Origin of the sequence: Phocaeicola coprocola DSM 17136 (assembly GCF_000154845.1) — a bacterium.
GTDB classification, from domain to species: Bacteria; Bacteroidota; Bacteroidia; order Bacteroidales; family Bacteroidaceae; genus Phocaeicola; species Phocaeicola coprocola.
The window spans coordinates 1-25,568 of sequence record NZ_DS981441.1; the positions used below are offsets into that span (position 1 = coordinate 1).

The window sequence follows — 25,568 nt, forward strand, 5'->3', positions numbered from 1 at the left end:
ACTCGACCAATCATGGAATGCTGACTTAGGTTCCATTCAGACGCCGATGTAAGCTGATAATATGACAGAGCTCGTGACTGTACAGCAGCTATCTTATCAGTAGAAAAGACAAGCTACAGAGCCTGTCCAGAACGGTGGTGCAGACGCATCTTTTCCAAGGAAACATTCATAACAACCTATGTGTGAGAACGATTTCCATGTCATCAGCCGCTTTCGGAATGACGTAATCCTGTACTATCCGACATTGGAGCAGAAAACAGGAAAACGTGGTCATCCCAAGTGGTTTGACGGCAGGATTGACTTTGCCAATCTGGATTTGACCCGGTGCAAGGAATACGAGGTGAACAAAGGAAAGCTATACGGATTGAGGGTATATGCAAAAGCTCTCAAAAGGTATGTTTCCTTAGCCGTCTGGTATCCGATGGACGGGAGGACAGACAAGTGGCAGCTTTACTTCTCTACAGACGATTCCATGGATGGACGTGAGGTGCTGGATTATTACAGAACCAGGTTCCAACTGGAATTTTGCTTTAGAGATGGCAAGCAGCATGCAGGAATCACCAACTGCCAGTCAACCGACTTCAGGAAGTTGGATTTTCACTTCAATGCATCGCTCGCAGCTGTCAACTTGGCCAAAGCGGCATGTAAGAGGCTCGGAATAGCCTATTCCATATCCTCTTGCAAGTCTTTCATACACAATGCTTATATGCTTGAACGATTTATTTGCGTGTTCGGGATTAACCCAGACCCGCAAGTTATTGACAAACTTTTCAAAGAACTCATTTTATTTACTGCCAGAGCCGCTTAGGCTTGGCGAATTTTTAACGAACTATTGAAAAATAGTATATGCAAAGTTTATTGCTACGTTAACGTCAAAACGCCCTTTTTCTTTCTTTATTAAATACCTATTCTCGATTAATGCTCTGATATCATTTATAGGGTAATTAAAACATGCATCTCCATCTATAGCATAATATCCTCTATATGGAGCATTTTCACTATTCTTCCATACCCAATATTCCACTTTTGAATTAAATTCCATATTTCATCGACAATTAAAAGGATATAACCTCGTGACTATTTCGTCACAAGGTTATATAAACTCTGATAATCTTTTGCTACTCCATAAACCACTTTACTATCACTTATCGCTGCAAAATGGCGGCGTGCACATTCGATCTTTGCATCCTCAGAATCTCTAAGTTGTGATTCCTGCCAATCATTACCTTTAGTTTCAGCAATGAAATATATATGCTTCACAGTGCCTTCCTTAAATGCAACAGCCCAGTCCGGATTATAGTGTCCCATAGGTGTATTGATATAGAATCCACGTGGCAGTTTGGTATATACTTCCACTGCATCCTCTTTTTCCAATGCTTCTGCAAAATTTTTCTCAATACCCAGACTATCGACAACTACAATATCATATAGAGATTTAGCACTTTCCAATGCATTAATCCCTAGTTTACCTCTAATGGTACTTTCTGTGAAAATATCCATATCATAAGTGTTCGTACTACGCTCGTATGCTATTTTCTGGATAACAGCTATAGCTTTGGCATCATTAATGATATTTGCAGTCTTTATAATGAATTCTTCCGGATTCATCTTAAACTGAGCAAAAGTTGCTGGTTTTATGCCCTTTAATATTTCCACTATGGTTTTTCGTGTTAATCCGGTTGCATTTACCAAATCACCTACCAAATCATAGCGAACACTATTACCAACAGCTTCCGAAACACGGATTGTGCGTGTCTTTCCTGCCGTCATGGCTACTCCAGCCTGTAAAGACTCCTTGTCGCGGATATTTTCTAATGAACCACCCTCTATTACAATTCGTATTTCTGTAACACTCAGATGTTTGTCAATACTTTCTATGGCCTTCTTTATCAATTCATCTGTACTGAAATCCACTTTATAGTAAGTCTTCACATTGATACGTTTCCAGACTTCTGTGAACTTTTCTTTGAACAAATCTTCTCTAAATGTGGCAACTTTTGGCTTACGTGCATTGTCCGGTTTCATGCTATCCGGGTTAAAGATGGTATCAAGTCTGCCAAGTATTCCGGCTTTAATTGGATTCAGTTCTTCTCCCAAATCAATAGTTCCGGATTTCTTGTCATTGAAATACTTCTCTGTAAGTTTGCCTTTCTTCACATAGCCATTACTGATAAGCTCCTCATGAATTTCACACGCCAATTCACGGTTGATTTTTATCTCTTTACCGTCTGAAGATACCATTACAATGTCTTCAAACAAATGCGCCGTTACTTGAACAGGCCTGTCTGCCACATCTTCAGCGAGCTCACTCTGAAGCTGCTTACTGAAATGCTCATAGCTTTCGCTGGCTATCACCGTCAGAATATTGACATCGAACACACCATCACCCAACACATCTTGATCCTGGCGCTCACCATTCTTATTTACGCAAAGACGCATACCACGACCAACTTCCTGACGCTTCTTTATTTCGCTGCCGGTATCTTTCAATGTACAAATCTGGAATACATTCGGGTTATCCCAACCTTCTTTCAGGGCAGAGTGAGAGAATATAAAGCGTACCGGTTCCTCAAAACTCAACAGCCGCTCCTTATTCTTCATAATCAAATCGTATGCACGTATTTCATTATCTCCCTCTTTTTCTTTTGAATCAACGGCTATCCCCTTTTTATCCTGAGAAAAATATCCTTGGTGTACTTTTTCTGCTGAGAACTTATTCAGATATCGTACATATTCTTCATCAGAGAAACGCGGCTGCATTTCCTCAATTACATTTTTGTATTCTTCTTCGAACATATCAGCGAATTTACCGTTGCTTGTACCGTCTTTGTCATAAATACGATAGCTGTTTACATGGTCAATAAAGAAGAGTGAAAGCACTTTAATTCCTTTATGGAACAATTCTCTTTCTCTCTCAATATGAGTGCGAATAGTTTCACGTATCTGAATCCTGCGAAGCACATCCTCATTTACTTTTCCAATAGCATCACCCTCATAAAGAGTTATGCCATTCAGGAAACGGACAGAACCATCTATTCCATCAATGCGTTCAACAATGAAATGATTATCATATTCAGCCAATTCACCGCTTTGTTCATAAAGATTAAATCCTTCACCCACCAATCTCGTTGCTTGCTTGAAACCATTGGCTGTTTTTACATCAAACGAAATACGGGCTTGCGGATTACCTTTTCCTATTACAATTTCATCCAGATAGACAAAACCATTTGTAGCCGTTGAGCCTTTTTGTGATATACCTTTTACTTCAATCTTCTTCACCAACTTACGGTTGTAGGCATCCATCGCATCCAGCCGGTACACCATATTGTACACATCATCTTTCCTATGGGTTGCACTATAAAGCAAAGTGAACAGAGGATGAAACTTCGCAATTCCTTTTCTTGTGGCGTTTGCCTTATTCGCACCAAGAACACTTTGCGGCTCGTCAATAATCATAATCGGATTTGTCTGAGCCAATATATCAATAGGTCTGCGGCTACCGAACTCATCACGTCTGGAGAATATAATACGTGCAGCAGCATCACCACTACGTCCTTCTTGATTTTTATCCTCATTCATGGAGCTGTTGAATGCTTGCATATTGATGATCATCACATGCAATCCGCTATCACTTGCAAAACTATCTATTTTGGAAAGCTGTTTGGAGTTATAGACAAAGAACTGGATACGCTTGCCGTATTCTGTGGCAAAGTGTTCCTGCATGGTTTCAAAACTCTTCTGCACACCTTCACGAATGGCAATACTGGGCACTACTATGATAAACTTATTCCAGCCATACAACTTGTTCAGCTCATACATCGTCTTGATGTATGTATAAGTCTTACCGGTACCGGTCTCCATTTCAATGGTGAACATCGGGTTTGAAATATCACCTTGCAAATATTCAACAGGTTTAAGTCCCCAGTTCATCTGAATTTGTCTCAGATTCTCCGTAATTGACTCCCGGTCAAGCATCAACTTCTGATTGCCAAAACCCGTCAAATCAAACACTCCTTTATTCTTACCCTGGTCTATCAGAAAATCGGCACTATCACAATATTGCTGACCGGTAAATATATCTGTCACACTTTTGGCTGCATCAGCCTGAAAACGTTGGTGCTTATATTTCAGTTTCATTCTGATTCTTCTTTTTTTTCAAGTTGTCCAACATACGGATAGAATCAAGATAATCTTGTTCTACGTCACTGATGGTTCGTTGTTTATATTTACGGTATTCGTTCGTAGCATGTTCCATTGCCTCTGTGTGCGACACTTTACCGGAATCTTGCAATAACTGTTCTCCCGACATGGTCAGGATTCTGTCAAGATAGTTTGCCCAGTCACTCATTGTCATGGGTTGTTCACGCTCTGCCTGACGCTCCGCAAAGTCCAGATATCCGGAAACCAGTTGTCCCATTGCGCGAAGTTCTTTTTCGTCCAGATAATTCTTGGCCGTCTTTGCTTCTGCCAATGTAGGCTGAGTACCCTTAAACGTCAGCAAACCCATAAAATCCTTTTCGGCATCGGCACGCTCCACAATCAGTTCAGCAGCCGTATGTCCGTGAACCGCATAATGAATTTTATTCTGTACTTTTTTAAAGAACTCCTGGCTTACGGAAGCACGAGGATCATAATCTATACTTGTAGCATATATTTCCAACACCTGACGGTAGAACACCTTTTCTGTGGCACGGATATCACGTATGCGTTCCAGCAATTCCTTCCAATAGCCACCGCCACCCAACTTTTTCAACCGCTCATCGTCCAGTGTAAAGCCTTTTATCATGTATTCTTTCAGCCTTTGTGTTGCCCATTGCCGAAAGCGAGTGGCTATCACAGACTTGATACGATAACCAAGTGCTATAATCATATCCAGATTATAGTATGTAGTATTATATGATTTTCCATCTGAAGCAGTTGTTCGGAATTTCCGAACAACTGAATTTTCCTCCAATTCTCCTTCTTCAAAGATATGTTTGATGTGTTCACTCACATTCGACTTGCTCGTCTGATACAGTTCACACATCTGCGCTTGAGTAAGCCAAAGTGTTTCATCCTCCAGTCTGACATCAATCCTGATCTGACCGTCAATGGAGGTATAAATAATCATCTTATTTTCTTCCATACCTCAACACTTTATATAACCTTGATATTTTTTATGGCTTCTTCCTCGCTCCAGTCCAACAACTGTTTCAGGGTTTCGAACACATTGATTTTTGCATCGTCACGGGCAAAACAACTGTCACGGAACAATACACGGAGCGGTTGCTTGTCAGCCATGGCTTTTACAATATTTTCCGTAATATCATCTGCAAAGCAAGCCACAAGGTCACCATCATTAACCGAATAAATCATCTTTCCATCCACTTCTTCACTGGTCATAGGTAAAGAAAGCTGTACACCCCAACTGAGCATAGCTCCAAACAATAGATCGAGATCTGTACGACCACTCTTTACGTTATTGAGGAAAAGGTCAAGCTGCGATTGGTCGTATTCGCTTGGTGCTTTCTTTACTTCCTCAAAATTGCTGTCTGCCAAACGGAAAACACGAAAACCTGTATCAAGGTTTTGGGTTGTCAATGGGGATTCTTCCTTGATTTTCTTGCCAGCACGACGGATACGTTCTTTGGCTATTTCTGGAATTGTGTTATAGCCTGCTTTACGAGCTGCGCTGTCGTCAGGAGTTTCCTCTGGAAGTTGAACCATGATGTATTTACGATTACCATCATCTTCTGCATTTTGCTGCATCACGGCATGAGCAGTAGTAGCTGATCCAGAAAAGAAATCCATAATAACATCTGTATTTCTACATGATATTTGTATAATTTGTTTTATTAATTTTAATGGTTTAGGAGTATCAAAAGGCATTTCATCAGGAAATATTTGTTGTATTTCTCTTTTAGCATCCTGCGTATGACCGACTTCATCATATGTCCAAATAGATCGTGGAACAATTCCATCTTGAACATCCTTTAAAAAAAGTTTTATAGCAGGAGAGCCTGTTCCATTCATGCCAAACATTATACGGCCATCTTTATACATTGCCCAAAACACATCCTCAAGCATTCTCCAATGACTACCTTTGGGAGGAGATATTAAACGACCTGTTGGGGTTTTTATCGTATACATAAGACCTTCATGTCTTTCTCCACTCGCAAAAATTGGCCCTAATCTCCATGGTCCTCTTGGGTCATTATCAGGATTTTTATATTTCTCACTACTTTTTAAATCTCTTGGTAATAGGTTTCTGATATTTTTCCACTCTTCACCAGCTTTTGAATAAATCAGGATATAATTATGGGCAAGAGAAATTGCAGCCGCATTACTTCTACCATAAAAATTTTCCCAAATTACAGTAGAAATAAAAGACTTCTCTCCAAAAATTTCATCCATTAATTTTCTCCCGTTTACGATTTCATGATCATCAAGTGTTAAAAAAATAGATCCACTATCTGAAAGAAGACTTTTTGCCACCATTAATCGTGGATACATCATAGAACACCAATCCGAATGAAAACGCCCATTAGATTCTGTATTTTTACGATAACGATTACCTAATTCATCCACATTTCCAGAAAACAAATCATAATCATCTTGTGAAACCGCAAAATCATCATCATACACAAAGTCATTACCCGTATTGTAAGGCGGGTCAATATAAATCATCTTTACTTTACCCATATATGACTTTTGAAGTAACTTCAATACCTCCAAATTATCACCTTCAATATACAGATTCTGTGTATTATCCCAATCCACACTATCCTCTACCACCGGACGCAAAGTCTTTGTAGTAGGGCGAGCAGCTTCCCGACGAGCTTCCTGTTTTCCCGGCCAAGTAAACTGATACATTTCATCCGCATCTTCAACCGCATTATCTCCAAGCAGTTGACGCAAAGTCTTGAAATTTACCACATGGCGTAACTCTCCGGTTTTATCATCCTTTACTTCCGTAAAACAGGATGGTGCTATCTGATAGAGAGCTTCCAAATTCAGTTGTGTTCCATCAACCGAGTTCAATTCTAATTTATTGGGTTTCATGATTATATATTTTTCAAATATCGTTATTTTATATCTTGCACAGTGATTATATAGTCCTAATTATATACAATAATGCGACCATATTATCTATATCAAACAATTCTAAATAAAGGTTATTAATACTAAATGGGCAGCAATAATAAATAAACATAATAATATTATAACCCACTTATGTTTATATCCGTATTTTGTTTTACTAAGTATAAATAATTTAAGTTTCGCAAGTGCTAAAATGATGTAATAAAAAAGGCTAAAGTGTTTGATAATTCGTTAATTATCACTATATTAAAGTCGTCAAACAAAAAACATAGAACCCTTTAGCCATGAACAAAAATAGACATATTATCGGTGAACTCCAAGAGTTTTTTGCAAACAATGATGCCAGCAAGGCAATAAACAGCATATCAACCATAATGAACAGCATTAGGATACAGAGCAAAGTCATCGGTTCAGTCAAGAATCCGAACTGCAAGTTCACCTGTCTTCAGGTGTTGCAGTTGCTCGTGCTCTTCCCGTTCTTCTCGGTGAAAAATGCTGCCAATTATTCGTCCTCTGCACTCTGCAAGTTGTTTACATGCGATAAGGATATGTTCTATCGTTTCATGAATGACGGCAACGTCAATTGGCGATGTATAATCTACTCGGTTTTCAGACAGCTGTATTCTCGTGTGAGCCGCAAGACAACAGCAAAATCTGATGTCAAATGCGTCATTATCGATGATACAGATCTTCCTAAGACCGGATTCAAGACAGAGAAGATCGGTAAAGTCTTCTCTCATACTCAAATGAAGCCTATACTGGGCTTCAAAGCAATGTTCCTATGCTTTACTGACGGTATATCTCAGTCTATTCTTGACTTCTCTCTTCATGGAGAAGAGGGTAAGCGCAGCGACAAGCCACAGGGCTTATCCAAGAAGCAGGCAAACTCACGTTATACCAAGGAACGTTCTGAGGATGAGCGTATTGCTAAACGTAGCTCTGAGTATCTTGCAAGCAAGATTGAGACTGCTATCAGTATGCTGAAGCGCTCAATCATTGAGGGTGTACGCTTCGACTATCTTCTTGTCGACAGCTGGTTCACCTGCACCGAACTCCTGAAGTTCATAGTCTCAAGGCACTTTGGTTGCCATCTTATTGGAATGATAAAGATGGGCAAGATCAAGTATGAGACAGCTCTCGGAACCAAGACCGCACCTGAACTTATCAAGGTTCTTCAGAAGACAAAGAACTTAAAGTACAGCCGATCAATCGGTTATTATACTGCTACCATCTCTGCAAAGATCTCAGGCATCAAGGTCAACCTGTTCTTCTATAGAAAAGGCAAGAACGGTAACTGGAATGCCCTGCTAACCTCCGATCTTAAGTTGGACGCCAAGGAAGCCTTCAGACTTTACTCAAGAAGATGGGTTATTGAGGTCGCTCACAAGGAAATGAAGCAAAATCTAAAGCTCGGTAAAAACCAGTGTAGGGACTTTGCCGGACAGATCGCCGGCATATCATTATGCGTCTTGCAGTACAATATACTCAGTTATGTCAAACGCAATGAGTCTTACGAGACCATCGGAGGACTCTTTGCTGAAATTACAAAGAACTCTGTTGAACTTTCAGTAGCAGAAAAAATCTGGCTGCTGATCGTAGAAGTTATAAGCGTCATTGCCGAGGCTCTCAACTGTGACGCTATGGCTCTGACCGAACAGGTAATATCAAACGATAAACAAATTAAAGCAGTGAAAATGGCCTTTGACAAGCTGGCGGTCGCCGCCTAACGGGGCTAAAATTCACTTGCGAAACTTAAGTAAAGAGGGAAATGAAATTACCGGAGATTTTGTATTGTGATTGTTTATAGAAAACTTATGTTTAACTTAAAATTATATTATGAAAAAAATTATTTTTTATTTTCTATCTGCGATTGTATTAGTAGTGGGAACATCTTTGGTATATGCTTGCACTCATGAAGATATGAATGAGACCTCTGTTTCTCAACAAGATTCCTATGAGAAATTACGTTATGAATTGAAACAGTATAATGATATTTATGCTCCACCTCAATATGTGGAAACTAGAAGAGGAGGATTTTGGCGTAAATTAGCTAGCATATTTGGAGCAGATGCGGCAGGCGCTTGTTTGGGTTCAGCTTTTGGTGGAGTTGGTGCTGTTGTAGTAGGTATTGGAAACTCATTGCTTTTTGCGGCTATGGGTGATGAATTTCTTTGTACAGAAGAATATACGTATGGTGAGGAATTACATATAGGATTTGTAAGAATTTCTGAAGATTTGGAAAATCAACAGAAAACTTATGCCTCTTTCCCAATGGTTCAGTTGACTCCCAAAATTAATAGTCGCGGTTTGGGTGAAGAAATTACTGATATTAATCCTGTTCCTATTGTATATGAAAAAGTACGAACTCTTTCCTTGACAAGTAATAAAGTGGGATATTTGCATAATAAGATTATATCAGATTTATTAAGTGAAGATGAAAATTTATTGCATAGTTCTACATCTGTTATAATGGATAAAGTTGTTGAAAGTGTTGAGCAAGAAGGGTTTCAAGTTTCATCTCAATTAGAACAAGATGTGTTGGAACAGTTAAATAAAATCGCTATACAATGTCCAGATTTGGAAAGTTCTATAGCTGTATATCGAAATAATTTTCCTGAATATTCTGATATGTTTGATATACTTCAGGACATTACTGTCCCGTAAAAGTGGATAAATAGTTCTTTGAAATAACTGAAATATAGCTTATTATACTCTATTTGTAAAGCGCGACGATTTGAAATTGTACCTTTGAAACCAAATCAAATGGCTTCAAATGAATCAAGACAAATATGTTTTCGCTCAATTGGTAGAGTTTTTGAACAACAATAAATTCAGAAGAATCGTGGACAAATACGATGGAAATCGTTACGTCAAACATTTCACTTGCTGGAACCAGCTTCTTGCTATGATGTTCGGACAGCTAAGCAATCGTGAGAGCCTACGCGACCTGATTGTTGCATTGGAAGCACATCAAGCCAAGTGTTATCATTTGGGATTGGGTCGTGAACCCTTGGCCAAAACCACACTTGCATCAGCTAACCAAAATAGGGATTACAGAATCTTTGAAGATTTAGCATTCTTCATGATGAAAGAAGCCAGTGATAAACGAGCTACTCATATTCTGGATATCGAAGGAAAGAAGTACGCTTTTGATTCAACCACCATTCCGTTATGTTTGGCAACATTTCCTTGGGCTAAATTTCGAAGTAAAAAAGGTGGAGTCAAGGCACATGTCCTTTATGACATTGAGGCTCAGGTTCCGGCTTTTTTTACAGTAACCACAGCTTCAAAACATGACTCAACAGCAATGTCTGCAATTCATTATGAACCAAATGCATACTATATTTTTGATAGAGCGTATGATTCGTTTAAGGAACTATATCGGATTCATCTTACTGGCTCTTTCTTTGTCGTAAGAGCCAAGTCGAATCTTAAATTTAAGTTCTGCAAATGGAAACGCAGACTACCAAAGAATATACTATCTGATGCTGAAGTGAAATTATCAGGATATACCTCTGAAAAGAAGTATCCGGAATCATTCAGGATTATCAGGTTCTATGATGAAGAAGATGATCGTGAATTTACCTTCCTGACAAATGCCAAACATATATCTGCACTTGATGTAGCTAATCTCTATAAAAAGAGATGGCTTGTAGAACTGTTCTTCAAATGGTTGAAGCAGCACCTTAAAATCAAAAGGTTCTGGGGCACCACAGAAAACGCAGTCCGTATTCAGATAAGTGTGGCTATTATCACTTATTGTTTGGTAGCTATTATCCAACATGATTTGCACTTAAGCCGTTCGACCTATGAGGTCCTACAGATTTTGAGCATTTCATTAACGGATAAAACACCTTTACAAGAGTTGTTCAATAAGACTAATTTCAATGATGTCAAAGAGCAATTAAATCCCCTTTTCCCGGGGTTGTTTGATTAATATTTAATTCGTCCCGATTTTAACGGGACACTAATGGAGGAAGGTTTTGAATATATGATTAAGGTTTTTGCTAGACATATTTCTCCTGACTGTAAGAATTGTCCTGATGCTTTGGGTTATGATGAATATACTTTGGTGGAAATAATCAGTAAGAAATGTAAATGCGAGTCTTAACATGAGTTCTAAGAATTCACCAAGTATATTCTCCTGGTTATATGTTAATAATTTATGTTTTATACATTTATGTGGTTTATAGCTTTACTTCTTTTGCTGTTGGTGGATGTAGTTTATGTCACTTCTTTCATTGGCGACTACTATCCTGAATTTGAATTCTTTTATTGGGTTGTCGAACTGGTATTGCTGATACATCTTATTTTTCTCATAAAGAGAAAGACGTACACATGGGAGAAACTGTTTTTCATCGATTCTATTGAACGTTATTTTCCGGCGTTGTGCGGTATGAATCGCGGTTTAAGACAGATTCTTCGATTTTGTATGGTAGTGTATTGGATATTATTGCCGCTTGTTCCGACTTTAGCTGTAGCGCTGTCAATGCAACTTGGGTATAGTTTAGGGTGGATGTCTGCTGTTTTGTGTGTGCAGTGTGTATTGACTTTGCTGCTGTTTGTTGTATTCCAGATAAAGAAATGGAAATTGCAGGGAGAAAGAAACAGGTAATGAGCCGGGTTTACTTTTTAAGTTCAGGTGTGACAAATAAACATTCCCAGTGTTGCCGGAGTATCATTTTCCGGCAGCACAGGGAATCATAATATGCAGGTAGAGGGTATTATTTCCCCCTTACTATCTTCTTTATATCGTTCAGCTTGTTCAGCGCCTCCAGTGGAGTCAGGTTGTTTACGTCCAGATTCAGTATTTCGTCACGTATCTGGCACAGTACAGGGTCGTCGAGCTGGAAGAAACTCAGCTGTACTCCGTCCTGATGAACTGTTTTAGGTTCTACCTTATGATGCGATGACATGCCTTCCTGTCGGTTTTCTTTTTCCAGCTGGTGCAGAATCTCGTCGGCACGCTTCACGATGGTCTTGGGCATACCTGCCATCTTTGCTACGTGAATACCGAACGAGTGTTCGCTTCCTCCCCGCTCCAGCTTGCGCAGGAAGATGACCTTGTTGTCTACTTCCTTCACCGAAACGTTGTAATTCTTGATACGTGGGAAGCTCTCTTCCATATCGTTCAGCTCGTGATAATGTGTGGCAAAGAGCGTACGGGCACGGGCGCGCTTGTGCTCGTGTATATGTTCTACGATAGCCCAGGCGATGGAAATACCGTCGTAAGTAGATGTACCGCGTCCCAGCTCGTCGAACAATACCAGACTGCGTGGCGAAAGGTTGTTCAGGATATCTGCCGCCTCGTTCATTTCTACCATGAAGGTTGATTCGCCCACCGAGATATTGTCGCTGGCTCCCACACGGGTAAAAATCTTATCCACCAGTCCGATATGCGCACTTTCGGCAGGAACAAAGCAACCTATCTGCGCCATGAGGGTGATAAGTGCCGTCTGTCGGAGCAAGGCAGACTTACCTGCCATGTTCGGTCCGGTGATGATAATGATCTGCTGCGTTTCCGTATCGAGATACACATCGTTGGCAATGTATTTTTCTCCTGCCGGAAGCTGTTTTTCGATGACCGGGTGACGTCCTTGCTTGATATCGAGGATATCGTCGTCGGCTACCACCGGACGGATATATTTGTTGGCCCGGGCTGCATTGGCAAACGACAGCAGGCAGTCCAGACGGGCTATTTGCGTGGCATTGATCTGGATGGCGGGGATGAAATCGGCAAGCTCTGCCACCAGTTCGTTGTACAGACGGGTTTCCAGAATCAGAATCTTGTCTTCCGCTCCCAGAATCTTTTCTTCGTATTCCTTCAGTTCTTGCGTGATGTATCGTTCTGCATTGACCAGTGTCTGCTTGCGTATCCAGTCGGCCGGAACCTTGTCTTTATGTGTATTTCTTACCTCGATGTAATAGCCGAACACGTTGTTGTAGGCTATTTTCAGGCTGGGGATGCCTGTCAGTTCGCTTTCGCGCTGTTGTACTTGCAGCAGGTAATCCTTGCCCGAGTAAGCAATGTGACGCAGTTCGTCCAGTTCCTGATTGACTCCGTCAGCAATCACTCCTCCCTTGTTGACCAGCAACGGAGGATCATTGTTTATTTCTTTGGCAATCTTGTCGCGGATGGAAGCGCAGAGGTTCAACTGTTCTCCTATTTTTCGCAGGCTTTCGTTGTCGGCATTCAGACAGGCATTCTTGATCGGCTCTATCGCCTGTAAGGCTACTTTCAACTGAACGACTTCACGCGGAGAGATACGTCCTACGGCAGCTTTCGAAACAATACGTTCCAAATCGCCTATCAGATGTAATTTCTCTTCGATAAAATCCTTGAAATCCGGTTCGCGGAAGAAATATTCCACTACATCCAGTCGTTCGTTGATGGGCTTCACGTCTTTCAGCGGGAAGACAATCCACCGCTTCAGCAGGCGGGCTCCCATTGGACTGATGGTATGGTCGATGACGTCGAGCAGGCTGGTTCCGCCTTCATTCATACTGCCTATCAGCTCCAGGCTGCGTACCGTAAACTTGTCGAGGCGTACATACTTGTCTTCTTCGATGCGCGCCAGTGAAGTGATGTGCCCGATCTGGTAATGCTGCGTCATATCCAGATATTGCAGAATGGCTCCGGAAGCAATGATACCATTCTTCAGATGTTCCACTCCGAAACCTTTCAGGTTCTTGGTTTCGAAATGTTTCAGCAGCTTTTCACGGGCAGACGCTTCGGTAAATACCCAGTCGTCCAGCTCGAAGGTAAAGAACTTACTGCCGAAGTTACCTTCGAACATCGGTTTCTTTCCCCGTTCGAACAAGACTTCTTTCGGGGCAAAATTATTCAGTAACTTGTCGATATAGTCGAAAGGCCCTTCAGCGGTAAGAAACTCTCCCGTCGAAATATCCAGGAAAGCGACGCCGCAAGCTGTCTTGCCGAAGTGTACGGCAGCCAGGAAGTTGTTTTCCTTATACGATAACACATTATCGCTGATGGCAACACCCGGAGTGACCAGTTCGGTGATACCTCTTTTTACCAGCTTTTTTGTTGTTTTCGGATCTTCCAGCTGGTCGCAGATAGCTACACGTCGGCCGGCGCGAATCAGTTTCGGCAGGTATGTATCGAGCGCATGGTGCGGAAATCCTGCCATCTCCACCGTCTTACCCTGTCCGTTGGCACGTTTGGTCAGCGTGATTCCCAGGATTTCGGAAGCTGTTACGGCATCTTCCGAATACGTTTCATAAAAGTCGCCACACCTGAACAGCATAACTGCATCGGGATGTTTTGCCTTTAAGTCGAAATATTGTTTCATCATGGGGGTTAATACCACGTCATTGTCCTTAGCCACGGTTAATCCTTTCTTCTTAGTTATTGTTTATAATCACGTTGTAAAATCGGTGCAAAGATACGTAAATATTTTTAAGGGAGGTATATAAAAGAAAATCCCCGAAAGAATAATCTTCCGGGGACTCCTCGTGGCTGTTTTCCGTTGGACTACCAGGATTCGAACCTGGACAAACAGAACCAAAACCTGTTGTGCTACCATTACACCATAGTCCAAACTTTCTTTGTTTTCTCTCGAAAACGCTGCAAAGATAAGTGATTTATCTAATATATTCCAAATTATTTTTCACTTTTTTTTCTCTTCATGCTTTAATCCTTATCTTTGCGAAAACCATAAAATATATGTTCATGAAAAAACTGTTAGTAACTTTAGCTTTGGGAGCTAGCTCTTTTTCAGCATTTGCAATCACTCCGCTTTGGCTGCGTGATGTAAATATTTCTCCCGATGGTAAAGAAATTGTCTTTTGTTATAAGGGGGATATTTATAAAGTAAAAGCCGCCGGAGGGGAAGCTGTGCGCCTTACTTCTCAAGATTCGTATGAGTCGAACCCTGTGTGGTCACCCGATGGTAAGCAGATTGCTTTTGCCAGCGACCGCTTCGGAAATTTTGATCTGTTCATAATGCCTGCCGACGGAGGCACAGCCAAGCGACTGACTATGAATTCAGCTTCTGAAATACCGTCGACTTTTACTCCTGACGGAAAATACGTTGTGTTCTCGGCTTCTATTCAGGACCCGGCTTCGAGTGCGCTTTTCCCGAAATCGGGAATGACTGAGCTTTATAAAGTACCGGTAGCGGGTGGACGTACGCAACAGATGCTTGGTACACCGGCTGAAATGGTTTGCTATGCTCCGTCGGGCGATTTCTTCTTGTATCAGGATCAGAAAGGAGTAGAAAGTGAATGGCGTAAGCATCATACATCGTCCATTACTCGCGATGTATGGATGTACGATACAAAGACCGGCAAGCATACTAACCTGACTGAAGTAGCTGGTGAGGACCGTAATCCGGTATTGAGTCCTGACGGCAAACAGGTTTATTTCTTGAGTGAACGTAATGGCGGATCGTTTAATGTCTATCGTTTCCCTTTGGATAATCCGAAAGAAATACAGCCTGTCACCTCGTTTAAGACTAATCCGGTGAGATTCCTCTCGATGGGAAATGACGGAACGCTTTGTTATACATACGATGGGGAAATCTATACACAGCCGGTGGATGGAAAACCGAAAAAGGTAGCTGTTTCGCTGGTTCGTGATGATGAGGAATTGCCTGTTTCTTATAGTTTCACTCGTGGAGCTTCGGAAGCGGTTGTTTCTCCCGATGGCAAGCAAGTAGCGTTTATTGTACGTGGAGAGGTATTTGTGACTTCTGTTGAATATGGAACTACCAAACAGATTACTCATACTCCGGAAGCAGAGCGTGGACTTTCTTTCGGAGCAGACAACCGTTCGTTGGTATATTCCAGCGAAAGAAACGGTAAGCGTGATTTGTATATTGCCAAAATCAGCCGGAAGGAAGATCTGAACTTCCCTAATGCTACTCTGATAGAGGAAGAGCCACTGATACATGATAAGAAGCTGGAACGTGATTATCCGCAGTTCTCTCCCGATGGTAAGGAAGTTGCCTTTATAGAGGACCGTAATCGCTTGATGGTCGTTAATCTGGATACGAAGAAGGTTCGTCAGGTGACAGACGGGTCTACCTGGTATACCCGTTCCGGAGGATTCGATTATTCCTGGTCGCCCGACGGCAAATGGTTTACACTTGAGTTTATCGGAAACAAGCACGATCCGTATTCGGATATAGGTTTGGTCAGTGCCGACGGAAAGGGACAGATCATTAACCTGACAAACAGCGGCTATACAAGTGGTTCTCCACGCTGGGTGATGGGTGGAAATGCCATCTTGTTCATTACCGAGCGTTACGGTATGCGTAATCATGCTTCATGGGGTTCGCTGAACGATGTGATGATAGCTTTCCTCAATCAGGATGCATACGATAAGTTCCGCCTGAGCAAGGAGGATTACGAATTGCAGAAGGAACTGGAAAAGGAGCAGGAAAAAGCTGCTCAAAAGGATGATAAGGCTTCTAAGAAAGACAAAAAATCGGACGATAAGGATGCCAAGGAAGAAAAGAAGGTGAAGGATATTGTGGTAGAAACGGAAGGTATCGAAGACCGTATCATCCGTCTGACTCCGAATTCTTCTGACTTAGCTTCGACCATTATCTCGAAAGATGGGGAGAAATTGTATTACCTGTCAGCATTCGAAGACGGGTTTGATATGTGGAAGATGGATCTTCGCAAGCGTGAAACCAAGTTGCTGCATAAGATGAATGCCAGCTGGGCTGACATGGAAATGGATAAGGAAGGTAAGAATATCTTTATCCTGGGCGGAGGTACTATGCAGAAAATGGATGCTTCATCCGAAGGACTGAAGCCGGTTACATTCAATGCCCGCATGAAAATGTTGCCTTCTGCCGAACGCGAATATATGTTCGACAATGTATACCGTGAGGAAAAGGCACGTTTCTATAACGTAAATATGCATGGAGTAGACTGGGATGCCATGACTGCTACTTACCGTAGGTTCCTGCCACATATCAACAATAACTATGACTATGCTGAAATGCTGAGTGAACTGCTGGGCGAACTGAATGTTTCTCATACGGGAGGACGATATTATCCGGATATGAAAACGGAAGCAACTGCCGAACTGGGACTGTTGTACGACTGGGATTATACCGGTGATGGTCTTCGCATTGCTGAAGTGATAGAAAAAGGACCGTTCGACCGTAAAACGACTCGTGCGAAAGTTGGAACCATCATCGAGAAGATTGACGGTGAATCCATTCAGGCAGATCAGGACTATACATCGTTGCTGAATGATAAGGTCGGAAAGAAAATTTTGGTTTCATTGTACGATCCACAGACCAAAGAACACTGGGATGAAGTTGTACGTCCTGTAAGCAAGGGAGTGCTCAGTGATTTATTGTATCAGCGTTGGGTAAAACAGCGTGCAGCCGATGTAGAAAAGTGGTCAAACGGTCGTTTGGGCTATGTGCATATCGAATCGATGGACGATGGAAGTTTCCGTACGGTTTATTCCGATATTCTGGGCAAGTACAATAATTGTGAAGGTATCGTCATCGATACACGCTTTAACGGAGGCGGACGTCTGCACGAAGATATCGAGATATTATTCAGCGGAAAGAAATACTTTACTCAGGTAGTCCGTGGACGCGAAGCCTGCGATATGCCGAGCCGCCGCTGGAACAAGCCTTCTATTATGGTGCAGTGTGAGGCAAACTACTCGAATGCACATGGTACTCCGTGGGTATATAAGCATCGCGGTTTAGGCAAGTTGGTCGGAGCTCCTGTTCCGGGAACAATGACTAGTGTCAATTGGGTGAGAATGCAAGATCCGACACTGGTGTTCGGTATTCCTGTAGTAGGTTACCGTTTGCCGGATGGAAGCTACCTGGAGAATGCAGAACTCGATCCTGATATCTACGTGCTGAATGCCCCTGAAACAATTGTCAAGGGAGAAGATACACAGCTGAAGGCTGCGGTAGACGAATTGCTGAAGGAAATAGATAAGAAATGATATCAGACTATGGTCAATAAAAAAATGCGGTGGATTACACCGCATTTTTTTATGTCTGTCTGCTTCAGGCAGGTTGATTGTTTTTGTTTTGCAAGTAAAGTTCGTCGATGATTCCGTCCGACAAGCCGATAACCGGAACATGGATATAAGAGGCTCCGATAATATTGGCGATGGTCAGGAAAATTTCACCAGCCGGAATGATTACATCCGCGCGGTCGGGTTTCATGCCGAACTGTTCCATACGTTCTTCCAGAGAAAGCGCTTTCAGGCGTGTGTGCAACTCCTGTAAGACGGAAACCTGCATGGTCATTTTCTTCTTGTTCTTCTTGTCGGCAAGACGGTATAGCTTATTGATGTTACCTCCCGAACCGATGATATTGGTCTGCGGGTACGACTTAGCTAGTTCGGCCAGATCATTTTTCAGACGCTCCCATTCACTGTCCTTCACGGCATTGTTCAGCATACGTACCGTACCGATGTTGTACGACCGGCTGCAAACCAGCTGGCCTTCCGACAGCAGGTTGATTTCCGTACTTCCTCCTCCTACGTCCACATACATGTAGTTGCCCTTCTGGTCTTCCATGTGCTCCACATGATTGTTATATATAATCTTAGCCTCTTCCTGTCCGTCGATAATATCGATATGCACACCGGTCTTTTTTTCTATCTGTTTGATGATATCCATACCGTTCTTGGCATCACGCATAGCCGAGGTAGCACATGCACGGCAGTGTTTTACATCGTAAATCTTCATCAGATGGCGGAAAGCCTTCATCAGCCGGATCATATTTTTCTCCTTTTTTTCTGAGATTTTTCCGATATCGAATACGTCAAATCCCAGACGGAGTGGAACACGCAACATCAGTACTTTAGAGAAATGAGCATTGCCTTGCTCTTCCTTTATTTCCTTAATCAGCAACCGTACCGCGTTCGAACCTATATCGATGGCAGCATAGTTTGTTTTTCGAGTTTCGTTTTCATTCATATTTATATGTTTTCATTTAGGTAGTGATTGTATAATGCTTCCTGTGAACGGAAAGGAGTTTCTTCCTCCCTGAACAGATTCTTTCCGCTTCCATCTACAATACGTCCCTGCATGGTATCTTTAAATCCATCCTCTACGATGTGTTTCATTTCTTTCTTTATTACCGGATCGTATACAGGTGTAATGACTTCTATGCGGTTGTTCAGGTTGCGTGGCATCCAGTCTGCCGAACCGATGAAGACTTTCTCTTCTCCCCCCGATGCAAATACAAATATACGGGAATGTTCCAGATAGCGGTCGATGATACCGTTTATCCGGATATTTTCACTTACTCCCTCTATGCCTGTTATCAGTGAGCAGTTGCCTCGTACTACCAGCTGAATATCGACTCCTGCCTGAGAAGCTTCATACAGCTTGTTTACCATAAAGGGATCGGTAATATGGTTTATTTTTATTTTGATATAGGCATCCTTTCCTGCCTTCTTGTTTTTAATTTCGTTGTTGATCAGGGCAATGAACTTGTTTCTCATTTCGTTTGGCGAAACAAGCAGTTCCTTGAACTTGACTGGATTGTAAGGACGTTCGATGAAATCGAAAACAGAATGTACATCCTTCACGATACGTGGAGCAGCCGTCATCAGCATACAGTCGGTGTACATGCGAGCATTACCCTCATGGAAGTTTCCGGTACTGATACATGCTATATCCGGTCCTTTTTTCATCTTGATATGCGTAATCTTTGAATGCACTTTCAAGCCTTCAACACCAAATATTACATTGACTCCCGCATCCTGCATCTTCTTAGACCAGTTGATGTTCGAGGCCTCATCAAATCGTGCCAGCAGTTCGATGACTACCGTTACTTTTTTCCCGTTGCGTGCGGCAGCCATCAGTGCCTTTACTACTTTCGATTCTTTGGCAAGACGGTATAATGTGATTTTAATGCTTTGCACATGTTTGTTCACAGCAGCTTCCTGAAGTACCCTGATAAACGAGTCGAAGCTGTGGAAAGGAACATGAATGAAACGGTCTTTCTTTTGTATCTTGGTCAGGATACTGTCGTTTCCATCCAGTTCTTTTTTCAGGATAGGAGGCCATTGAGGATATTTCAGATTACTTCTTCCACAATCGGGAAACTTCATAAAATCCTTGTGATTCTGGTAACGTCCGCTGGCTATCACCGTATCCAGCTTGTCCAGATCCATCTTCTTCAAGACACGTCTGAGCATATCTTTAGGCATACACGCATCGTAGATGACACGCAGCGGTTCTCCACGACGACGGCTTTTTACTCCTTTCGAAATCTTTTGCAGCGTACCGGTACGCAGGTCGTTGTCTATTTCCATTTCCGCATCACGCGTAAACTTGAAGGCATAAGCCTGAAAATCCGTATACTCCAGTCCCTCGAAAACCAAAGGCAGGCAGCAACGGATTACATCATCCAGATAGATCAGATAACTTTTCTCTTCATGATCCGGCAGACGGATAAATCGTCCACAAATGTTTACCGGAAGTTCAAGAAAGGCATAGTCGGAAATCTGTTTCGTACCCTGCTGACGGCTGACTTTCACTGCCAGATAGATATTCTCGTCATTTTCAAAGTCGAAGTATCTGATAGCAGAAAACCAGATGGGGATAATCGAACCGCTCAGCTTTTCCTTGTAATATGAGCGTATGAAATCCAGTTGTTCACTGGAAACTTCGGTATCCGAAATCAAGTATATATTTTCTTTTTTAAGATCTTCGGTAGTCTGTCGGATTGTTTCTTCAAAAATCTTGGTATATTCCGTATTTTGTTTGCTGATTTGCTTGATCAACTTTTTGGCATGTTCACTTTCCCGTGAAGTCGATTTATCCGTACATTCGGCAATACGGTTCTGAGTTGCCATTCGCACCCTGAAAAATTCATCCAGATTGTTCGAATAAATTCCCAAAAATGCCATACGTTCCAGCAAAGGCACATGAGGACGTGCCGCTTCTTGTAAAATGCGGCGGTTAAAGTACATCCAGCTGATATCTCTTTCCAGATAAGGAAGTTCTTTTTTCTTCTGCGTCATAGGAAAATATATTTTTTTGTAAAGAAAATGCATTCTTGTTACAAGTGTATGACAAAAGAAGAGATTTTTTACATTTTAGACAAATTCTTCCACCATGTACATATGTTCCTCAAAGTGAGTAGGAGCAAGACTCTCCAGTTCGTTTAAAATAATGCTTTCGGCAGACTGTACCCAGTAAGTGAATTTGAAGTTCGGCTGATACTCCTTGCTGAAGTCAAGCAGGCGTTTTAAATTGAATGTTTCGTCCACGATTCCTGCCCCGTTCTGCATCGCATCGTATGCATTGCATTCTTGTTCTATATGTGCCGGAACCATCAGGATAGGTTTCCTGAAATACATTGCTTCGCATATCGATTCAAATCCTGCCGTGCTGGCATATGCCTTGCATCCTGCCATTTGCCGGAGAAAGACCGTATCATCCAGCTGATAGAACGACAAGGTATCATCTATTCTCTTTACAGGCTCTTCTTCCCATCTGTCCCAGAAGAACCGGAGAGGTATGTCCGGATATTCTTTATGCCACTGGTATACATCCTCGGCAAATCCGGAATTAACCATATAGCCATGGATATAATTATGCTGCGAGACTTCCTGATAGAATACATCCTGTCTTAGCAGAGGCGGTACGACATAAATATTTTGCTTCTTGTCCGGGTTCATCGAGTGGAAAGATAAGGCAAGGCGCCGGGATGCTCCCAGTGACGTAAGCCGGCTGAATAAATTCAGAAAGAACAGCTCTGTCTTGTTAATTGTAGGCAAGTGGAAATCTTTGTGCAGGAACAGATACTGGTGTCCGATACAGACTAGCGGTGCGGCAGGGCGATATAAGAAATAAGTAAATCCGGTCAGCAGTTCGTAGAAGTTGATTACGATATCCGCTTCACTTTTCTTGATACGCTGGTGTATGAAGCGCATGCTTTCAACATATTCGGGCAGCTTAAGCAGATTTCGTATCAGGCTGTATGGAATATTGGCCCGTGTATTAGCCCGTGTAGGCAGGAAGTTAGGACTTGAAAACTGTTTGATCGGAGCCTGAATGCTACGTGTGAAAAATCCCGGGAGCCGTTTCGACAAGCTTTTTCCCACCAGTACTTCGGTCACATGATATCCGTTGTTTGTCAGAAGCCTTTCCATGGCAATAGCCTGCGTAAGATGACCTCTTCCCTCTCCCTGAACAATAAATATTACTTTCATGATGCAGCAGGTATAAGTGTAAGAACCATATTCTCGTTGTTTGTATTTTCTTTATCCATGTCAGCGGAATAATACAGAATATCCCAGTTGCCCTCTTCATCCTCAGTGAGCGCCGACATCGTTTCAACCCAGTCGCCGGAGTTCAGATAATGCACATCACCTATCATTTTATTCTCCGGATGATGAATATGTCCGCATATCACCCCTTCGCACTGACGGTTACGGGCAAATTCTGCCAATACCTTTTCGAAGTCCGATATATACGAAACAGCCGATTTCACCTTCTGCTTTATCTCCTGCGACAATGAATAGTAAGGCTTTCCCTGTTTGATTCGCCAGCGGTTATACTGGCTGTTCAGCCAGAGCAGCAGTGTATAGCCGATATCCCCCAGTTTGGCAAGCCATTTCATCTGTGTAGTTACCTTATCGAATACATCCCCGTGAGTGATGAAGTAATGTCTTCCATTACTTTCCAGCATATATTCTTTTACAATACTCAGGTTGGCGAATTTCAGCGGAGCCAGGCTGTCGATAAAATCATCATGATTCCCTCTTATATAGATTACTTCTGTTCCGTAATTTTCCATCATCTTCATGATTATTTTGAAGAACCTTGTATGTTGAGGCTTCCACTTTCCGGCACCGAATTTTTGCAAGCTCCATCCGTCTATGATGTCACCGTTCAGAATCAGCCGTTCACAGTTAGCCTGACTGAGGAAATTACATACCTGTTCTACTTTCGAGTGAGACGTTCCTAAATGAATATCAGAAAGAACAATCGTACGATAATTGCGTCGTGATTCCATGCTAAACTTATTTAATGTCCGTATTGATAAAGATTATACCCTAGATAAAACAGATACAATGAAGAGATGCAGACCATAATCAGGCAAACAGCATATGCTTTCAGCCGGTCGTTCGATAATAGATTTTTCATAGTCGTAATTTTATGCCCAAGCTTCTTGATACAGTTCATTTATTTCTTCCAGAAACTCCGACTCCATTGTTTCCAGATTTTCAAGGGCTTCTTCTTCGCTTTCCCCGTAAGCGCAACACTGTTCGTGCATGAGTGAATAGGCGTAATAACTCCCTTCCGGTGTACACGAAACTGCGTATTTTCCTGAGATAATATTCATAGTAGACTTCTTTTAAAAAACTACCTAAAAGTACTGGTATGCTGTTACGTAGAGATGTATAAGAAGTTACTTTTCTATTAAGAACGGAAACAAAAAAATCCCTCACCCGTAAGGGCAAGGGATTCAGAATATACATATAAGGTTATAAGCTTTTTTATTTCGCTATCAGCAAATAATAGTTCTTCTTACCACGCTGAACCAGCAAGTATTTTTCATCAAGCAGGTCAGCTGTTGTAATTTCCTGGTCGAATGCAGTCAGTTTCTCCTTATTAAGTGAAACACCACCACCCTGAACCAGCTTACGCATTTCACCTTTCGATGCGAATACAGCCGCTTTTTCAGTAAACAAGTCTACAGCCTTGATACCCGCTTCGATATCCGTCTTCGATACCTCAAACTGCGGTACACCTTCGAATACAGACAACAGCGTATCTTCGTCCAGCTTCTTCAGAGCTTCCGAAGTAGCGTTACCGAACAAAATACCCGATGCTTCCACAGCAGCTTCGTAGTCAGCTTCAGAGTGAACCATGATAGTAACTTCTTTTGCCAGACGTTTCTGCAATACACGCAAGTGAGGAGCCGGTTCGTGTTCAGCGATCAGTGCGTCTATTTCTTCCTTAGGCAGTGAAGTAAATATCTTGATATAGCGTTTTGCATCTTCATCACTCACATTCAGCCAGAACTGATAGAACTTATAAGGCGAAGTATATCGAGGATCGAGCCATATATTTCCTGATTCTGTTTTTCCAAACTTACCTCCGTCAGCCTTTGTAATCAGCGGACAAGTCAGGGCAAACACCTCTCCTCCGTTTGTACGGCGGATCAGTTCAGCTCCGGTTGTAATGTTACCCCATTGGTCGGAACCACCCAGCTGAAGCTTGCAGTTTTTGGTTTCATACAGATGCAGGAAGTCGTACCCTTGTAACAGCTGATAAGTAAATTCAGTGAATGAAAGACCGTCGCGAGCTTCTCCGTTCAGACGTTTCTGAACAGAATCCTTTGCCATCATGTAGTTTACGGTGATATGCTTTCCTACCGTACGGGCAAAGTCAAGGAAAGAGAAGTCTTTCATCCAGTCGTAGTTGTTTACCAGTTCTGCACGGTTCGGGGCATCCGACTCAAAGTCGAGGAACTTGCCCAACTGCTTTTTGATACATTCCTGATTATGGCGCAATGTTTCTTCGTCCAGCAGGTTACGTTCTTGTGACTTACCCGACGGGTCGCCGATCATACCTGTTGCACCTCCTACCAGGGCAAGCGGTTTGTGTCCGCAGCGCTGGAAATGTCTCAACATCATCACACCACACAAGTGTCCGATATGCAATGAATCAGCTGTCGGGTCAATACCCAGGTAAGCTGTAACCATTTCCTTTTCCAGCAATTCTTCTGTGCCCGGCATCATGGTGTGCACCATTCCGCGCCATCTTAATTCTTCTACAAAATTCATCGAATGAAATTCTTAGTTTAACATAATAATTTGATTGATAGGCAAAAGTACGACTCTTTCTCTGAATAACCAATTTTATTGATTAAAAAAGAGAAGGCTGGTTGTTTCTTGTATCTCCGATACGAGCTGTTCTACCCCGATATTCCGCTGACGGGCAGCCCGCCGGTATAGTTCCTCTATCGGGCAGATACTCTCGTCCGTTTCCAGCAGCAACCTGTCGGCTGGCACGGCCTGCAAAGCCTCAGCCTGATATTTTTCGCCGAACGACAGATAAAAACCCTGCCGGACAAGACTTTCAGCCAGTTCCTTTTTCCCTCGGAAGCCATGAATGATCCAGGCATTTTCAGGTTTCATCCTTTTTTTCAGTGCGATAAGCTTTTCACTGCTTTTGACGGCATGTATCAGTAACGGAAGCCGGTGCCGGCTTGCCAGCAAAGCAATAGCCTGAAATGCCTCCACCTGCAGATCGAACGGCGTATCACACCGCTTGTCCAGTCCGGCTTCACCCAGTGCGATTACCCGCCGGTCGTTCAGCATAGACACCACCCATTCCAGCTGACGGGGATAATCCTCACGCGTAAGATACCAGGGATGAATACCCGCCGAGATAAATCTCGCCCCTTCAGGCAAAGGCACATCACGCATGCAACAGCTCAACAGGGCAGCCGAAGCATCAGCAAGCAAACGATGAGTATGAATATCCAGTAACATTCAGTAA

17 protein-coding genes, 1 tRNA gene and 1 pseudogene are annotated in these 25,568 nt (G+C 42.3%); 6 read left to right on the forward strand and 13 right to left on the reverse strand.

The window, feature by feature from the left end:
* Positions 1-80: 80 nt before the first annotated feature.
* Positions 81-808: pseudogene (locus BACCOP_RS02070) on the forward strand (transposase); the annotation flags it as partial.
* A 21-nt stretch (positions 809-829) separates the two neighbouring features.
* Here BACCOP_RS02070 and BACCOP_RS02075 read toward each other — a convergent pair.
* Genes BACCOP_RS02075 through BACCOP_RS02090 form a run of 4 tightly spaced genes read right to left on the reverse strand, consistent with a single transcriptional unit; the run spans position 830 to position 7,041 of the window.
* Positions 830-1,042, reverse strand: coding sequence for a hypothetical protein (locus tag BACCOP_RS02075; RefSeq protein WP_007565681.1), 213 nt, complete (start codon positions 1,040-1,042; stop codon positions 830-832).
* Positions 1,043-1,077: 35 nt separating this feature from the next.
* Positions 1,078-4,137 (reverse strand): type III restriction-modification system endonuclease, encoded by a 3,060-nt coding sequence (locus BACCOP_RS02080; RefSeq protein ID WP_007565682.1) that lies wholly within the window; start codon positions 4,135-4,137, stop codon positions 1,078-1,080.
* The gene (locus BACCOP_RS02085; protein ID WP_007565683.1) at positions 4,121-5,125 is read right to left on the reverse strand and encodes a virulence RhuM family protein; all 1,005 of its coding nucleotides are present in this window, start codon (positions 5,123-5,125) and stop codon (positions 4,121-4,123) included. The genes BACCOP_RS02080 and BACCOP_RS02085 overlap by 17 nt, the downstream gene beginning before the upstream one ends.
* Positions 5,126-5,136: 11 nt before the next feature.
* Entirely contained in the window at positions 5,137-7,041 is a 1,905-nt protein-coding gene (locus BACCOP_RS02090) for a site-specific DNA-methyltransferase (protein WP_007565684.1), read from the reverse strand.
* 323 nt (positions 7,042-7,364) lie between these two features.
* Here BACCOP_RS02090 and BACCOP_RS02095 point away from each other — a divergent pair, with 323 nt between their 5' ends.
* The 4 genes from BACCOP_RS02095 to BACCOP_RS02110 all read left to right on the forward strand — a co-directional run bounded on the left by BACCOP_RS02095 (position 7,365) and on the right by BACCOP_RS02110 (position 11,695).
* On the forward strand, positions 7,365-8,807 hold the full coding sequence (locus tag BACCOP_RS02095) for an IS4 family transposase (RefSeq protein ID WP_007565685.1): 1,443 nt from the start codon (positions 7,365-7,367) through the stop codon (positions 8,805-8,807).
* A 109-nt stretch (positions 8,808-8,916) separates the two neighbouring features.
* Positions 8,917-9,744 (forward strand): hypothetical protein, encoded by an 828-nt coding sequence (locus tag BACCOP_RS02100; protein ID WP_007565686.1) that lies wholly within the window; start codon positions 8,917-8,919, stop codon positions 9,742-9,744.
* Between the two features lie 109 nt (positions 9,745-9,853).
* Positions 9,854-11,017, forward strand: coding sequence for an IS4 family transposase (locus tag BACCOP_RS02105; protein WP_007565687.1), 1,164 nt, complete (start codon positions 9,854-9,856; stop codon positions 11,015-11,017).
* Positions 11,018-11,245: 228 nt separating this feature from the next.
* Positions 11,246-11,695: a hypothetical protein gene (locus tag BACCOP_RS02110; protein ID WP_007565689.1), complete on the forward strand. Its 450-nt coding sequence runs from the start codon at positions 11,246-11,248 to the stop codon at positions 11,693-11,695.
* A gap of 109 nt (positions 11,696-11,804) precedes the next feature.
* Here the strand turns inward: BACCOP_RS02110 and mutS are convergent, their stop codons facing one another.
* Both mutS and BACCOP_RS02120 read right to left on the reverse strand, forming a co-directional pair.
* Entirely contained in the window at positions 11,805-14,396 is a 2,592-nt protein-coding gene (mutS, locus tag BACCOP_RS02115) for a DNA mismatch repair protein MutS (RefSeq protein ID WP_022126178.1), read from the reverse strand.
* Between the two features lie 174 nt (positions 14,397-14,570).
* Positions 14,571-14,641, reverse strand: a tRNA-Gln gene (locus BACCOP_RS02120).
* 132 nt (positions 14,642-14,773) lie between these two features.
* Here BACCOP_RS02120 and BACCOP_RS02125 point away from each other — a divergent pair.
* Positions 14,774-18,031, forward strand: coding sequence for a S41 family peptidase (locus BACCOP_RS02125; RefSeq protein WP_040311734.1), 3,258 nt, complete (start codon positions 14,774-14,776; stop codon positions 18,029-18,031).
* 64 nt (positions 18,032-18,095) lie between these two features.
* Here BACCOP_RS02125 and BACCOP_RS02130 read toward each other — a convergent pair whose 3' ends face one another.
* The 7 genes from BACCOP_RS02130 to BACCOP_RS02160 all read right to left on the reverse strand — a co-directional run bounded on the left by BACCOP_RS02130 (position 18,096) and on the right by BACCOP_RS02160 (position 25,561).
* The gene (locus BACCOP_RS02130; RefSeq protein WP_007565692.1) at positions 18,096-19,016 is read right to left on the reverse strand and encodes a Ppx/GppA phosphatase family protein; all 921 of its coding nucleotides are present in this window, start codon (positions 19,014-19,016) and stop codon (positions 18,096-18,098) included.
* Positions 19,017-19,018: 2 nt separating this feature from the next.
* Positions 19,019-21,073, reverse strand: a complete 2,055-nt coding sequence (locus tag BACCOP_RS02135) for an RNA degradosome polyphosphate kinase (protein ID WP_040311735.1) — start codon at positions 21,071-21,073, stop codon at positions 19,019-19,021.
* 75 nt (positions 21,074-21,148) lie between these two features.
* Positions 21,149-22,267 carry a glycosyltransferase family protein gene (locus BACCOP_RS02140; protein WP_007565696.1) on the reverse strand — a complete coding sequence of 373 codons (1,119 nt, stop codon included), beginning with the start codon at positions 22,265-22,267 and terminating at the stop codon, positions 21,149-21,151.
* Positions 22,264-23,073 (reverse strand): UDP-2,3-diacylglucosamine diphosphatase, encoded by an 810-nt coding sequence (locus tag BACCOP_RS02145; RefSeq protein WP_007565698.1) that lies wholly within the window; start codon positions 23,071-23,073, stop codon positions 22,264-22,266. Before BACCOP_RS02145 ends, BACCOP_RS02140 begins: the two co-directional genes overlap by 4 nt.
* Before the next feature lie 141 nt (positions 23,074-23,214).
* Positions 23,215-23,403: a hypothetical protein gene (locus tag BACCOP_RS02150; RefSeq protein ID WP_007565702.1), complete on the reverse strand. Its 189-nt coding sequence runs from the start codon at positions 23,401-23,403 to the stop codon at positions 23,215-23,217.
* Between the two features lie 154 nt (positions 23,404-23,557).
* Positions 23,558-24,850: a tyrosine--tRNA ligase gene (gene tyrS, locus BACCOP_RS02155; protein WP_007565704.1), complete on the reverse strand. Its 1,293-nt coding sequence runs from the start codon at positions 24,848-24,850 to the stop codon at positions 23,558-23,560.
* Between the two features lie 75 nt (positions 24,851-24,925).
* Positions 24,926-25,561, reverse strand: a complete 636-nt coding sequence (locus BACCOP_RS02160) for a TatD family hydrolase (RefSeq protein WP_007565706.1) — start codon at positions 25,559-25,561, stop codon at positions 24,926-24,928.
* Between the last annotated feature and the right edge of the window lie 7 nt (positions 25,562-25,568).

Excerpts from the sequence above, each read along its gene's own strand:
- BACCOP_RS02075 (WP_007565681.1), bottom strand. The coding sequence starts at position 1,042 with ATGGAATTTAATTCAAAAGTGGAATATTGGGTATGGAAGAATAGTGAA.
- BACCOP_RS02080 (WP_007565682.1), bottom strand. The coding sequence starts at position 4,137 with ATGAAACTGAAATATAAGCACCAACGTTTTCAGGCTGATGCAGCCAAA.
- BACCOP_RS02085 (WP_007565683.1), bottom strand. The coding sequence starts at position 5,125 with ATGGAAGAAAATAAGATGATTATTTATACCTCCATTGACGGTCAGATC.
- BACCOP_RS02090 (WP_007565684.1), bottom strand. The coding sequence starts at position 7,041 with ATGAAACCCAATAAATTAGAATTGAACTCGGTTGATGGAACACAACTG.
- BACCOP_RS02095 (WP_007565685.1), top strand. The coding sequence starts at position 7,365 with ATGAACAAAAATAGACATATTATCGGTGAACTCCAAGAGTTTTTTGCA.
- BACCOP_RS02100 (WP_007565686.1), top strand. The coding sequence starts at position 8,917 with ATGAAAAAAATTATTTTTTATTTTCTATCTGCGATTGTATTAGTAGTG.
- BACCOP_RS02105 (WP_007565687.1), top strand. The coding sequence starts at position 9,854 with ATGAATCAAGACAAATATGTTTTCGCTCAATTGGTAGAGTTTTTGAAC.
- BACCOP_RS02110 (WP_007565689.1), top strand. The coding sequence starts at position 11,246 with ATGTTTTATACATTTATGTGGTTTATAGCTTTACTTCTTTTGCTGTTG.
- mutS (WP_022126178.1), bottom strand. The coding sequence starts at position 14,396 with ATGATGAAACAATATTTCGACTTAAAGGCAAAACATCCCGATGCAGTT.
- BACCOP_RS02125 (WP_040311734.1), top strand. The coding sequence starts at position 14,774 with ATGAAAAAACTGTTAGTAACTTTAGCTTTGGGAGCTAGCTCTTTTTCA.
- BACCOP_RS02130 (WP_007565692.1), bottom strand. The coding sequence starts at position 19,016 with ATGAATGAAAACGAAACTCGAAAAACAAACTATGCTGCCATCGATATA.
- BACCOP_RS02135 (WP_040311735.1), bottom strand. The coding sequence starts at position 21,073 with ATGACGCAGAAGAAAAAAGAACTTCCTTATCTGGAAAGAGATATCAGC.
- BACCOP_RS02140 (WP_007565696.1), bottom strand. The coding sequence starts at position 22,267 with ATGAAAGTAATATTTATTGTTCAGGGAGAGGGAAGAGGTCATCTTACG.
- BACCOP_RS02145 (WP_007565698.1), bottom strand. The coding sequence starts at position 23,073 with ATGGAATCACGACGCAATTATCGTACGATTGTTCTTTCTGATATTCAT.
- BACCOP_RS02150 (WP_007565702.1), bottom strand. The coding sequence starts at position 23,403 with ATGAATATTATCTCAGGAAAATACGCAGTTTCGTGTACACCGGAAGGG.
- tyrS (WP_007565704.1), bottom strand. The coding sequence starts at position 24,850 with ATGAATTTTGTAGAAGAATTAAGATGGCGCGGAATGGTGCACACCATG.
- BACCOP_RS02160 (WP_007565706.1), bottom strand. The coding sequence starts at position 25,561 with ATGTTACTGGATATTCATACTCATCGTTTGCTTGCTGATGCTTCGGCT.